This window comes from Ruthenibacterium intestinale (assembly GCF_040096265.1).
Classification (GTDB): domain Bacteria; phylum Bacillota; class Clostridia; order Oscillospirales; family Ruminococcaceae; genus Ruthenibacterium; species Ruthenibacterium komagatae.
Map to the genome: position 1 here is coordinate 1 of NZ_JBBMFA010000100.1, position 12,393 is coordinate 12,393.

The 12,393-nt window shown below is 52.9% G+C and carries 20 protein-coding genes; all 20 read right to left on the minus strand.

Going from position 1 to position 12,393, the window contains the following annotated elements; all coding sequences use genetic code 11:
* Positions 1-113 precede the first annotated feature (113 nt).
* Entirely contained in the window at positions 114-710 is a 597-nt protein-coding gene (locus tag WMO24_RS10915) for a sugar transferase (RefSeq protein ID WP_349216471.1), read from the minus strand.
* Between the two features lie 12 nt (positions 711-722).
* The gene (locus WMO24_RS10920; RefSeq protein WP_349216472.1) at positions 723-2,588 is read right to left on the minus strand and encodes a polysaccharide biosynthesis protein; all 1,866 of its coding nucleotides are present in this window, start codon (positions 2,586-2,588) and stop codon (positions 723-725) included.
* A gap of 280 nt (positions 2,589-2,868) precedes the next feature.
* Positions 2,869-3,210, minus strand: a complete 342-nt coding sequence (gene rplQ / locus WMO24_RS10925; RefSeq protein ID WP_349216473.1) for a 50S ribosomal protein L17 — start codon at positions 3,208-3,210, stop codon at positions 2,869-2,871.
* Between the two features lie 20 nt (positions 3,211-3,230).
* Entirely contained in the window at positions 3,231-4,184 is a 954-nt protein-coding gene (locus WMO24_RS10930; protein ID WP_349216474.1) for a DNA-directed RNA polymerase subunit alpha, read from the minus strand.
* 77 nt (positions 4,185-4,261) lie between these two features.
* Positions 4,262-4,864 carry a 30S ribosomal protein S4 gene (gene rpsD / locus WMO24_RS10935; protein ID WP_349216475.1) on the minus strand — a complete coding sequence of 201 codons (603 nt, stop codon included), beginning with the start codon at positions 4,862-4,864 and terminating at the stop codon, positions 4,262-4,264.
* Positions 4,865-4,884: 20 nt separating this feature from the next.
* Positions 4,885-5,295, minus strand: a complete 411-nt coding sequence (gene rpsK, locus WMO24_RS10940) for a 30S ribosomal protein S11 (RefSeq protein WP_349216476.1) — start codon at positions 5,293-5,295, stop codon at positions 4,885-4,887.
* Between the two features lie 19 nt (positions 5,296-5,314).
* Entirely contained in the window at positions 5,315-5,683 is a 369-nt protein-coding gene (gene rpsM, locus WMO24_RS10945; protein WP_349216477.1) for a 30S ribosomal protein S13, read from the minus strand.
* Positions 5,684-5,769: 86 nt separating this feature from the next.
* Positions 5,770-5,883: a 50S ribosomal protein L36 gene (gene rpmJ, locus WMO24_RS10950; protein ID WP_009322261.1), complete on the minus strand. Its 114-nt coding sequence runs from the start codon at positions 5,881-5,883 to the stop codon at positions 5,770-5,772.
* A 30-nt stretch (positions 5,884-5,913) separates the two neighbouring features.
* Positions 5,914-6,132 carry a translation initiation factor IF-1 gene (infA, locus tag WMO24_RS10955; protein ID WP_349216478.1) on the minus strand — a complete coding sequence of 73 codons (219 nt, stop codon included), beginning with the start codon at positions 6,130-6,132 and terminating at the stop codon, positions 5,914-5,916.
* A 64-nt stretch (positions 6,133-6,196) separates the two neighbouring features.
* Positions 6,197-6,961, minus strand: coding sequence for a type I methionyl aminopeptidase (gene map, locus WMO24_RS10960; RefSeq protein WP_349216479.1), 765 nt, complete (start codon positions 6,959-6,961; stop codon positions 6,197-6,199).
* A gap of 2 nt (positions 6,962-6,963) precedes the next feature.
* Positions 6,964-7,596, minus strand: coding sequence for an adenylate kinase (locus tag WMO24_RS10965; RefSeq protein WP_349216480.1), 633 nt, complete (start codon positions 7,594-7,596; stop codon positions 6,964-6,966).
* Between the two features lie 33 nt (positions 7,597-7,629).
* The gene (secY, locus tag WMO24_RS10970) at positions 7,630-8,937 is read right to left on the minus strand and encodes a preprotein translocase subunit SecY (RefSeq protein WP_349216481.1); all 1,308 of its coding nucleotides are present in this window, start codon (positions 8,935-8,937) and stop codon (positions 7,630-7,632) included.
* 2 nt (positions 8,938-8,939) lie between these two features.
* Positions 8,940-9,377 carry a 50S ribosomal protein L15 gene (rplO, locus tag WMO24_RS10975; RefSeq protein WP_349216482.1) on the minus strand — a complete coding sequence of 146 codons (438 nt, stop codon included), beginning with the start codon at positions 9,375-9,377 and terminating at the stop codon, positions 8,940-8,942.
* A 21-nt stretch (positions 9,378-9,398) separates the two neighbouring features.
* Positions 9,399-9,563, minus strand: coding sequence for a 50S ribosomal protein L30 (gene rpmD / locus WMO24_RS10980; RefSeq protein ID WP_349216524.1), 165 nt, complete (start codon positions 9,561-9,563; stop codon positions 9,399-9,401).
* A gap of 158 nt (positions 9,564-9,721) precedes the next feature.
* Entirely contained in the window at positions 9,722-10,222 is a 501-nt protein-coding gene (rpsE, locus tag WMO24_RS10985; RefSeq protein WP_349216483.1) for a 30S ribosomal protein S5, read from the minus strand.
* Positions 10,223-10,233: 11 nt separating this feature from the next.
* Positions 10,234-10,593 (minus strand): 50S ribosomal protein L18, encoded by a 360-nt coding sequence (gene rplR, locus WMO24_RS10990; protein WP_349216484.1) that lies wholly within the window; start codon positions 10,591-10,593, stop codon positions 10,234-10,236.
* Positions 10,594-10,611: 18 nt separating this feature from the next.
* On the minus strand, positions 10,612-11,157 hold the full coding sequence (gene rplF, locus WMO24_RS10995) for a 50S ribosomal protein L6 (protein ID WP_349216485.1): 546 nt from the start codon (positions 11,155-11,157) through the stop codon (positions 10,612-10,614).
* A gap of 16 nt (positions 11,158-11,173) precedes the next feature.
* Positions 11,174-11,572 (minus strand): 30S ribosomal protein S8, encoded by a 399-nt coding sequence (rpsH, locus tag WMO24_RS11000; RefSeq protein ID WP_349216486.1) that lies wholly within the window; start codon positions 11,570-11,572, stop codon positions 11,174-11,176.
* A 69-nt stretch (positions 11,573-11,641) separates the two neighbouring features.
* A complete protein-coding gene (locus WMO24_RS11005) occupies positions 11,642-11,827 on the minus strand; it encodes a type Z 30S ribosomal protein S14 (RefSeq protein ID WP_349216487.1) in 186 nt (61 codons plus the stop codon).
* Positions 11,828-11,842: 15 nt separating this feature from the next.
* Positions 11,843-12,382: a 50S ribosomal protein L5 gene (rplE, locus tag WMO24_RS11010; protein WP_349216488.1), complete on the minus strand. Its 540-nt coding sequence runs from the start codon at positions 12,380-12,382 to the stop codon at positions 11,843-11,845.
* Positions 12,383-12,393 lie beyond the last annotated feature (11 nt).

The following is a 12,393-nucleotide window of genomic DNA, read 5'->3' on the forward strand; positions in this document are numbered from 1 at the left end:
AAGGAGTTTTTATTTCCTATGCAACGCTAAAGCTTTTTGAGAACTCCCCGGCACAGCCGGGGGTTTTCGGTAAACAATAAAAGCACGCGGCTGATTGTAGCCGCGTGCTTTTATTATTTCCCCTGTGTTCCGCCTTCCACGACACCATCTTCGTGAAGGACATTGGCAATGGTTTTAAAAAAGATTTTTACATCCAGCACAAAGGAGAGATGGCTTGCATAATAACCATCCAGTTCTGCTTTGACCGGAATCGGAAGTTCGTCCCGGCCATTTACCTGCGCATAGCCTGTCAAGCCGGGCACCAACGCATTGGCCCCGTACTTGTCTCTTTCTGCAATCAGGTCATCCTGATTCCAAAGTGCAGGGCGCGGTCCCACCACGCTCATCTGCCCGCGCAGAATGTTGAACATCTGCGGAAGTTCATCCAGACTGGTCCGCCGCAAGAAACGACCGCTGCGTGTGATCATTGCATCCGGATTTTTCAGCAGATGCGTGGGAACGTCTTTCGGCGTATCTGCATACATGGTGCGAAACTTCAAAATTGAGAAAAACGTTTTATCCTTCCCCACCCGTTTCTGGCGAAAGAAAACCGGGCCAGGTGAATCCAGTTTGACCCACAGGGCAATCACCGCCAGCACAGGTGAAAGCACCACAATCCCGCACAGCGATAAAATAAAATCCAAAGCCCGCTTGATTCCTCTCCGGTACATCCGGCTCCCCCTTTATTGATAGCGATGTTCTTCGTGATGGAAGGTAGGCACCAAATCAATCAGCGCCTGCACCAAATTGTCGCTGTTATTTGTATAGGCAATCTGCTTCAATGTTGCCAGATGATCAAAAAATGTGTCTTTGTTCAATTTCAAAGGCGAGCCTACGAAAATTTTCTTATTATCCGTCTTCCGGAGCCCTTCCTCGTCCATCAGTAATTCCTCGTACAACTTCTCGCCAGGACGCAGGCCCGTAAACTTGATTTCAATGTCTTTGTAGGGAATGAAGCCGGAAAGTTTGATCAGGTTCTCGGCCAAATCCAGAATCTTGACCGGATTGCCCATATCCAAAACAAAGATATCCCCGCCGTCGCCCATTGCTCCAGCCTCCAGCACAAGACGAACTGCCTCAGGAATGGTCATAAAGTAACGAACAATATCGGGATGCGTCACCGTCAGCGGACCGCCGGATGCAATCTGCTCCTTAAAGAGTGGAAGGACCGAACCATTGGAGCCCAGAACGTTTCCAAAACGCACAGCCACAAATTTGGTCTTGCTTTTCTGCGCCAGCGCCTGCACAATCATCTCGCACAGACGTTTGGTCGCACCCATGACGTTGGTCGGGTTGACCGCCTTGTCCGTAGAAATCAAAACAAAACGCTCTGCACCGTATTTTTCCGCGCACAAAGCCACATTATACGTGCCAAACACATTGTTTTTAACCGCTTCTTCCGGTGCGTCCTCCATCAGCGGCACGTGCTTATGAGCCGCTGCGTGAAACACCACGTTGGGATGGTAACGCTGGAACAGGGCATCTATCTTTTTGGAGTCGCGCACCGAAGCGATGCATACTTCCAAATTAAGCTTGTCCCCATAAGTGCGGCGCAATTCCTGCTGAATGGAATAAGCACTGTTCTCATAAATGTCCAGGATAATGAGCTGCTGCGGCTCACAGGAGGCAATCTGCCGGCAAAGTTCGGACCCTATGGAACCGCCGCCGCCTGTTACCAAAACCACTTTTCCTTTGGTCAGAGAACTGGAAAGGTCTGTCAACTCAATCTCATCCCGTCCCAGCACGTCTTCTACGCGCACATCACGCACACGGGACAAAAAGTCTTTTCCGTCTTTGATCATTTTTACAATGTCCGGCAAAATCCGCACATTGCATTTGGTTTTGTTGCAAATACTGAGAATTCGCTTTTTGTTGGCATCATCTACCGTTGGGATCGCCAAAAGAATCGTTTCGATCTCGCACCGGTCCACCAGCTCGGGAATATCTTCCGTGGTTCCCATAATGCGAACTCCCATGATGGAACGACCCACTTTCTCCGGCGCGTCATCCACACAGCAGATGATGTTCATGTCCGGAGACTTGTTTTTAAAGACCTCATGCAGCAAAGTGGAGGCCGCATCACCTGCACCGATCATCAATGTACGCCGACTGGCCTTTTTGCGCTTACTCAGCGTTGTATTGCGATACATGCGATACGTCAGGCGTGAATAAAGCGTAAGCGACGAGGCAAACAGCGCGCTTAGAAAGTAAATGGAGGTAGGGACCCGCCGCTCGGTGAACATCAGCAAGGTTCCTATTACAAACAATCCCACTGCCAGACCGGAAGCAAGACACAGCCTGAAAAACTCTACGATCTCAGCATAGCGCCACAGGCTGTCGTACATTCCCATCAGGCCGTAAACGATCTCATAGCAGCATACAAAGAAAAAGCAGCTGGCTACCAAAAGGCTGTTGTGTTCCGAAAAGGACGTTCTTCCATTGATCATAATCCAGGGAAGAATATAGGAAAATGTCACGACAACAATATCAAACGCAACCAGGATCTGTTTGCGGAATTTCTGCGCAAACTCTGTAATAGCTGTTAACAAAAAAATCACCAATCTTTATTCATCATCGCCGAAAAATCGGCGCAATAACACAGTATAAGTGTTATTATTTTACTACAAAATTCATTAAGAATCAATAAAGACCTGGGAAACGTTCCGACTTATTTGATTATTTCCGTTCCATCGCTCGCTGATTCGCTGTTCTCTTCCCTTTTTAACCTGTAAATTTTGCATAAAGGCGAATATTTTACCGAAAAGCCATTTTTCTTATCCGCAATAAAAAAGCACTTCGGTCTCCCGAAGTGCTTTCTCTTTTTTGAAATTAAACCAGCTCGATGATCGCCATCTCAGCGGCGTCACCACGGCGAACGCCAGTTTTGATGATGCGGGTATAACCGCCGTCACGATCCGCATATTTGGGGCCGAGCTCATCAATTACCTTTTTCGCAACAGTCTCTTTCGTAATGAAGGAAAAGACCTGGCGTTTTGCGTGCAGATCCTCACGCTTGCCAAGAGTAATCATTTTCTCAGCCATTGCGCGCACCTCTTTCGCACGCGTAACAGTGGTTTCAATCTTGCCTGTCTCGCACAGGTAGGTAACCATAGCACGCAGCATAGCTCTGCGGTGGTCGCTGGTTCTGCCAAGTTTTCTGGTACCGGGCATCCCAATTCACTCCTTTGCAGTTATTCGTCGTCTTTCGTCAGTTTAAAGCCGAGCGAATCCAGCTTTGCGATGACTTCCTCAAGGCTCTTGCGGCCGAGGTTACGCACTTTCATCATCTCGTCTTCAGATTTGTTGATCAGATCTTCCACCGTGTTGATTCCGGCCCGCTTCAGGCAGTTGAAAGAACGCACGCTCAGATCCAGCTCTTCAATGGTCATCTCCAAAGCTTTCTCTTTGCCCTTGTCATCTTTCTCCACCATGATCTCTGCATCCATGGCCTCCTGCGACAAAGTCACAAACAGGTTCAGGTGCTCGGTCATGATGCGCGCTGCCAGGCTCACAGCCTCTTTGGCGCTGATGGTGCCATCCGTCCATACTTCGATGGTCAGCTTATCATAGTCGGTGATCTGGCCAACACGGGTATTTTCAACCGTATAGTTGACCTTCAGCACCGGCGTATAAATGCTGTCAACCGGCAGAGCGCCCAGGGAAGCCTGTTCGGCATTCGCCTTATTGCGCTCGGAAGGCACATAACCGCGCCCTTTGTCGAAGGTCAGCTCCATCACGAGCTTGGCGCCTTCTGCCAAAGTGGCAATGTGCCAGTCGGGGTTCAACACTTCAATTTCAGCATCCTGCTGAATGCTGCCGGCAGTTACCTCTCCCTCTCCCGTGGCCTCAATGCGCACGGTTTTGGGACTGTCGGTATAAAGCTTCGCCGTAATGCCTTTGATGTTCAGCACGATCTCGGTGACGTCCTCTTTCACACCCTCGATGGTAGAAAACTCATGGACAACACCGTCGATTTTCATGCTGGTAACCGCAACGCCAGGCAGGCTGGAAAGCAGCACACGGCGCAGGCTGTTGCCTAAAGTTGTACCGAAACCACGCTCCAGCGGCTCCACCACAAACTTGCCGTAACGGCCGTCTGCGGACAGGCTCGCTGTGTCGATTCTGGGTCTCTCGATCTCCATCATTGGTAAACCCTCCTTTGATCAGCAGGCCGCAAGCGGCCTGCTCTTTTGGTTGCATGCGGGGATGAGGTTTCCGGGGATTATTTGGAGTACAACTCGACGATCAAATGCTCCTCGACCGGCAGGTCGATGTCCTCACGGACCGGCATCTGAGTGACAGTGCCCTTCAGAGAGTTCTTCTCGCGGGACAGCCACTGCGGCAGCAGCACAACGGGAGCATCCTCACCCGTCAGTTTGCTGAATTTCACAGAGGAACGGCTGGAAGGAGCAACTTCCACAACGTCACCGGGTTTTACCAGGTAAGAAGGAATGTTGACCTTCTTGCCGTTTACGGTGAAGTGAGCATGGTTGACCAGCTGACGAGCCTCGCGGCGGGTAGCTGCAAAGCCCAGACGGTACACCACGTTGTCCAGACGGCGCTCCACCAGGATCAGCAGATTTTCACCGGTTTTGCCGGGCATTCTGCTGGCCTTCTCGTAATAGGAGCGGAACTGACGCTCCATGACGCCATATACGAATTTGACCTTCTGCTTCTCAGCCAGCTGAAGGGCATACTCGCTCTTCTTCTTTCTCATCTGGCTGCCCGGATTACGATTCGTGGTTTTCTTCGCATATCCCATAACAGCAGGAGAAATGCCCAGAGCGTGGCAGCGTTTGGCGATCGGCTGCATATTCTTAGCCATAACTTATTTTCTCCTTTCGATTATACACGACGGCGTTTCGGCGGGCGGCAGCCGTTGTGCGGAATGGGGGTCACGTCTTTAATCATATTGACCTCCAGACCCGTGGCCTGCAGAGCGCGGATCGCGGCCTCACGTCCGGAACCAGGGCCCTTCACATAGACCTCGACGGATTTCATGCCATGCTCCATAGCGGCTTTCGCAGCAGTTTCAGCGGCGGTCTGCGCAGCAAACGGAGTGGATTTACGGGAACCTCGGAAACCGAGGCCGCCAGCGCTGGCCCACGACACCGCATTGCCCTGTACGTCGGTGATGGTGACAATGGTGTTATTGAATGTGCTCTGGATATGCGCGCAGCCACGTTCAATATTTTTGCGCTCACGGCGTTTGCCACGCACGGGAGCACCCTTTTTAGCAGCGGCTTTTGTTGCCATTCTACTGTCCTCCTCTGGATTACTTCTTCTTGTTGGCTACTGTGCGTTTCGGGCCTTTGCGGGTACGGGCATTCGTTTTAGAACGCTGACCACGCACGGGCAGGCCTTTGCGGTGACGCGTACCACGATAGCACTGGATCTCGATCAAACGTTTGATGTCCAGCGCGGTTTCGCGGCGCAGGTCGCCTTCAACGGTGAAGTTTTTATCGATGTAATCACGGATAAGAGCTTCTTCGTCTTTTGTCAAGTCCTTCACTCGAGTATCGGGATTGATCTTGGTAGCAGCCAGGATCTCGCTGGCGGCGCTGCGACCAATGCCATAGATATAAGTGAGGCCAATTTCGACTCGCTTCTCTTTGGGCAAGTCAACTCCGGCGATACGTGCCATTGTATAAGCACCTCCTGAATGATTTATCCCTTTATGCTTTCAACCGAAAAACCGGCGGGATAGTAACCGGCAAACGGAGTTCGGGCTTAGCCCTGGCGCTGTTTGTGTTTCGGATTCTGGCAAATGACCATCACGCGGCCTTTGCGCTTGATGACTTTGCATTTTTCGCAAATGGGTTTTACGGAAGGTTTCACCTTCATGTTTGTAACCTCCTTACTTGCTGCGCACGATTATTTCGAGCGCCATGTGATGCGGCCCTTCGTCAAATCGTAGGGGCTCATCTCAAGTGTGACCTTGTCTCCGGGCAGGATGCGAATGAAATTCATGCGCAGCTTGCCGGAAATGTGAGCCAGCAGCCGGTGCCCGCCTTGGATCTCAACCAGGAACATGGCGTTCGGCATTGCCTCGACTACGGTACCTTCTACTTCGATAACATCTTCTTTTGACAAGCTTTTTACCCTCCCTGCGCGCTTGAAGCATGAGCAGCAAGCGCTCTACTGAGTTGTTTGTCGTTCATACGTGCCCTTCCCGGCCTTTGGTCAGGATGACAGGGCCGTTTTGTGTAATGGCGATCGTATGCTCGAAGTGAGCAGACAACCCGCCATCCACTGTCTTCACGGTCCAGCCGTCCGACAGTGTTGTTACAACATGGCTTTTCTCATTGACCATCGGTTCAATGGCAATCACCATACCGGGCACAAGGCGAGGGCCGCGTCCCGGCGTGCCAAAGTTGGGAACTTCCGGATCTTCGTGCATGTCACGGCCAACGCCATGTCCCACATAAGTGCGGACCACGGAGTATCCTTCGCTCTCCACATACTGCTGCACCGCAGCACCGATGTCACCTACTCTGTTGCCCGGCTGTGCAGCCGCGATTCCCCGAGCAAGTGCCTCTTTTGTGACATCCATGATGCGTTGTGCGCGATCGGAAACCGCTCCGCAGGCAAAAGTCGCGGCATTGTCTCCATTCCATCCATGCACAGCAGCTCCGGTGTCAATTGAGACAATATCGCCTTCCTGAAGAACAATATGCTTTGAGGGAATGCCATGAATCACCGTGTCGTTCACGGAAATACATGCCGAACCCGGAAAACCACCATACCCTTTAAAGTTTGGCTTTGCTCCCTGGCTGACGATATAGTTGTAAATAACCTTGTCGATCTGAGCAGTTGTAACACCAGGTTTCACAGCCTCGCCGGCAAGTTTCAGAACTTCCGCAGAGATTTGACATGCAAGTCGCATTTCAGAAATCTCTTTTGCCGTTTTAAGCTGTATCACGCTCAGACCCCCAGTTTCTCGAACAGAAGTTTCGTGGTATCTGCCACTTCCTCCTGTCCTTCCACGACCACCAGTTTGCCGCGCGCTCTGTAAAAGTCAACCAGCGGCTCTGTCAACTCGTGATACACCTTCAGGCGCTCCAGAATCGTAGAGGGCTCGTCATCTTTCCGAACGATCAGGCTTCCGCCGCAGCGGTCGCACTCGTCCGGCTTTGCGCTGGGTTTGTAAATGGTGTGGTAGCTTGCCCCGCAAGCGGAGCAGACGCGGCGACCGGACAGGCGTTTGACGATTGTCTCATCGGACACTTCAATGTCCACGACTTTGTCGATTTCAATTCCCATGGCTTCCAGCGCTTCGGCCTGTGCCACCGTACGGGGCACGCCGTCGAGAATGAAACCGTTTTTGCAGTCGTCCTGTGCCAGACGCTCTTTGATGATGCTGATGATCACGTCATCGGGGACAAGCGCGCCGGAGTCGATATAGGCTTTGGCCTTTACGCCCATCTCCGTTTCATTTTTCATCGCTTCGCGAAGAATGTTGCCGGTGCTGATGGCGGGAATCGCCAGCTTTTCGCAAACGACCTCAGCCTGCGTGCCTTTACCGGCGCCAGGCGCGCCCAAAAGGATCAGTTTCATATTACCTTTTCCCCCTGACGTACTGAGTTTGGATTATTCAAGGAATCCCTTGTGGTGGCGCATCAGCATGTAGGACTCAAGGCTTCTGGAGGTATCCAGAGCCACGCCGACAACGATCAGCAGGCTGGTGCCGCCCAAAGCGATGTTCATGCCGGTGACTGCGCCCAGGACGATCGGCATAACTGCAACGATGCCCAGGAACAGAGCGCCCACCAATGTGATCTTGCCCAAAACCCGCGTAATGAAATCGCTGGTCGGCTTTCCGGGACGATAGCCCGGCACCGTTCCGTTGTTGTTGCGCAGATTGTTGGCAATCTCAACCGGATTGTACTGGATTGCAACATAGAAGTAGTTGAATCCAATGATCAGCAGGAAGTAAATCACTGCATAAGCCCAGCCACTGTACTGGAACGCCCCCAGGATCGCCGCCCAGACCGGATGCACCGTGCTGTCATACAGCGTCGGGAAGAACGAACCAATGGTTCCGGGGATGGAGATCAGAGACGAAGCAAAGATGATGGGCATAACACCGCTCATATTCACTTTGATGGGAATATGAGTGGATTGTCCGCCGTACATCTTGCGGCCCACAACGCGTTTTGCATACTGCACCGGAATGCGGCGCTCTGCTGCGTTCAGGATTACGATGAAGACGATCACCGCAAGTACCAGGACCACGATCAGCGGCAGGAAGAAATAATACTTGGTCTCGCCTTCCGCAGCCAAATCCAGATAATTTTTCGCGGAAGTGAAAACGCTGCTCCAGCGAGAAATGATACCGGCAAAAATCAACAGCGAAATGCCGTTGCCGATGCCCTTTACATCGATTTGCTCACCCAGCCACTGAATCAACAGCGAACCGGCCGTAAAGGTCAAAACGATGACAACCGCGCTGAACCAGGCGGAAGCACCCTCTGTGTACAACAGAGCGCCCTGTCCGCGGAGCAGGAAGTAATAGGCGATCGCCAGAGCGAAGCCGATTCCCGCACCTACATAGCGAGTGATGCGCGTCAACTTTTTACGTCCCTCTTCGCCTTCCTTCGCCAGCTGCTCCAGAGCAGGAATCGACACAGTCAGCAGCTGAATGATGATGGAGGCGTTGATGTAAGGCGTAACGCTCAGCGCGAACAGCGTGCAGCGGGCAAACGCACCGCCGGTCAGCATGTCGATGTAGCCGAGCAAGTTGCCCGTCTCCCCCACCCAGGCCTGAAGAGCTTCAGGCCGGATGAACGGAACCGGAATGGCACAGCCGAGACGGAAGACCACGATGACCATCACCGTGTAAAGGATTTTCTTGCGAAGATCCTGAATCTTCCAGGCGTTTCTGAAAGTATCGAACACGATCAGATCACCTCAGCCTTCCCGCCTGCTTTCTCAATTTTTTCCTTTGCGGAAGCAGTGTAAGCGTTGAGTTTCACGGTCAGGGGCTTGGACAGCTCCCCATTGCCCAGCACTTTCACGCCGTCCAGAGATTTTTTGATAATGCCTTTCTCCAGCAGCGCATTGACGTCGACCACGCTGTCGGCCTCGAATTTCTCGAGATCGCTTACTTTAACAGTAGCATACACCGTTGCGAAAATATTGTTGAAGCCACGCTTCGGCAAACGGCGCTGCAGCGGCATCTGGCCGCCTTCAAAGCCAGCCTTCTTAACGCCGGAACGAGCTTTCTGGCCTTTGTGACCATAACCGGCAGTCTTGCCGTTGCCAGAACCAGCGCCGCGGCCTTTGCGCTTGGCAGCTTTGCTTGCGCCCTCAGCGGGCTTTAATTCATGAAGCATCATTGTGTGTGCACCTCCTTGCTTTTACGCTTTGGTGACCTCTACCATGTGAGAGATCTTGTTGATTTTGCCATTGGTAGCCGTGTTGTCAGGCTGCACAGTCACATCGCCGACCCTCTTCAGGCCCAGGCTCTGCGCGGTGGCAATCTGATTTTTAGAACGGCCGATCAGGCTCTTGGTGAGCTTGATGGTGAGGCTAGCCGCAGCTTTAGCTTTGGCAGGTGCCTTTTTTGCAGCGGGCTTAGCGGCAGTTTTCTTAGCCGGAGCCTTTTTGGCAGGAGCCTTTTTCTCCTCAGCGGCCTGCTCGACCACTGTCACTTTCTCTTCAGCCATGATTCACTGCCTCCTTAACCCAAAATTTCCTGCACGGTCTTGCCGCGCTTTGCAGCCACCTGCTCGGCGCTCTGCAGGCTGCAAAGGCCATTCATCGTAGCAGTCACTACGTTGCAGGGGTTGTTGGTGCGCTGACATTTGGTACGGATGTCCTTGATGCCAGCGACTTCCAGAACGGCGCGAACCGCACCGCCGGCGATTACGCCGGTACCTTCGGGAGCCGGACGCAGCAGCACACGGCCAGCGCCAAACACACCGACGGTCTCGTGAGGAATGGTGGTGCCTTTCAGAGCAATGCGATGCAGGTTCTTCTTGGCATCCTCGCAGCCTTTGCGAATTGCCTCGGGAACCTCGCCCGCTTTACCCAAACCGAAACCCACGATGCCGTTGCCGTCGCCGACAACGACCAGAGCGGAGAACTTAAAGATTCGGCCGCCCTTAACGGTCTTGGATACACGGTTGATGGCAACAACCTTCTCTTGTAAATCCAAAGTGGATGCGTCAATCATTTCCATTTGTATCCTCCTTACAGCTCCAGGCCGCCCTCACGGGCACCCTCAGCCAAAGCCTTTACACGGCCGTGATACACAAAGCCGCCGCGGTCGTAAACCGCTTTCGTGATGCCTTTCTCGGCAGCTTTCTTGGCAATTGCCTTGCCAACTTTGGTGGCCGCCTCGATGTTGCCGCCGAAACCTTCAAAATCTTTATCCATGCTGGATGCGCTGGCGAGCGTCACGCCGGCCACGTCATCGATGAGCTGGGCATAAATATGTTTGGAGGAGCGGAACACATCCAGACGCGGGCACTGTGCAGTGCCGGAGATTTTGCCGCGAACGCGGCGGTGACGACGCAGACGAGCGACGTTCTTATCCGGTTTATTGACCATTGTCTTTCACTCCTTACCTTATTTTGCGCCCTTGCCGGCTTTGCCCTCTTTGTGAGCCACATACTCGCCCACATAGCGGATGCCTTTGCCCTTGTAGGGTTCGGGCGGACGCTTCTCGCGCACTTCCGCGGCAAACTGGCCGACACGCTGTTTGTCGATGCCGTTGATCACGATCTTCAGAGGATCCGGTACCTCAATGGTGATGCCTTCGGGTTCCGGCATCACAACCTGATGAGAAAAGCCCAGGTTCATGACCAGGTCTTTGCCCTGCTTCGCAGCACGATAACCAACGCCCTGGATCTCCAGCTCTTTCTTGAAGCCGTGGGTCACACCTTCCACCATGTTCTGGATGTTGGTGCGAGTCAGGCCATGCAGGCTGCGTGCTTCTTTCTCGTCATTCGGACGGGTCACCACTACTTCACCATTCTCCACTTTCGCAGTGATCATGGGATGGATGTTGGAATTGAGGGTGCCTTTGGGGCCCTTCACGGTGACGTTCTGGCCATTGACAGTGACCTCAACGCCAGCCGGGATGACGATGGGTTTTCTTCCAATTCTCGACATTGTCTATGCCCCTTTCTTACCACACGAAGGCGAGGACTTCGCCGCCGACGTTTGCTTTGCGGGCGGCCTTATCGGTCATAACGCCTTTCGAAGTGGAGATGATCGCAGTGCCCAGGCCTTTCAAAACCTTCGGCATATCTTCACAGTTGGTGTAGATGCGCAGGCCGGGCTTGGAAACGCGGCGGATGCCCGTGATAACGGAAGCGCCGGTCTCGGTGTATTTCAAAGTGATGCGGATTACGCCCTGTTTGTCATCCTCGATGACCTGGACGCCCTTCACATAACCTTCCTCCAACAGGATGTTGGCAATCGCCTTTTTCAGGTTGGAAGCGGGAATGTCCACAGAAGGGTGTTTGGCAGTGCTGGCGTTGCGGATGCGTGTCAGCAGGTCCGCGATAGGATCGGTGATTTGCATTTGCCACTAACCTCCTTGATTCATTACATCAGTGCTCAAATTGTAAATTCTGCGTCGGGATGCCGCTGATTACCAGCTGGCCTTTTTCACGCCGGGGATCTCGCCTTTGTAAGCGAGCTCGCGGAAGCAGATACGGCAAACACCGTATTTGCGCAGGTAGGCGTGGGGTCTGCCGCAGATTTTGCAACGGTTGTAAGCACGGGTGCTGAACTTCGGCGCCATCTGCTGTTTGATTTTCATGCTTGTCTTAGCCAAATCTCATGCCCTCCCTTAGTTAGCGAACGGAGCGCCCATGAGCTTGAGCAGCTCTTTGGCCTCTTCGTCGGTCTTTGCGGTGGTTACAAAGCAGATATCCATGCCGCGGATCGCATCAATCTTATCGTAGTCGATCTCGGGGAAAATCAGCTGTTCTTTCACGCCGCAGGAATAGTTGCCACGACCATCAAAGGAGTTGCCGTTGATGCCGCGGAAGTCGCGAACACGGGGCAGAGCCACGCTGAAGAAGCGATCCACAAACTCATACATACGCTCGCCGCGCAGGGTGACTTTCGCACCGATGGGCATGCCTTCACGCAGTTTGAAGTTTGCAACACTCTTTTTGGCTTTGCAGACGACCGGTTTCTGGCCGGTGATTTTGCTCAGATCAGACAGGATCGCATCCATGATCTTGGGGTTGTCACGGGCTTCGCCGCAGCCAACGTTGATGACGACCTTGTCGAGCTTCGGGATTTGCATCACGCTTTTGTAGCTGAATTTCTTCATCAGAGCGGGAGCAATTTCCTTGGCGTAGGTTTCCTGTAATCTTGCCATGTGTTTCTACT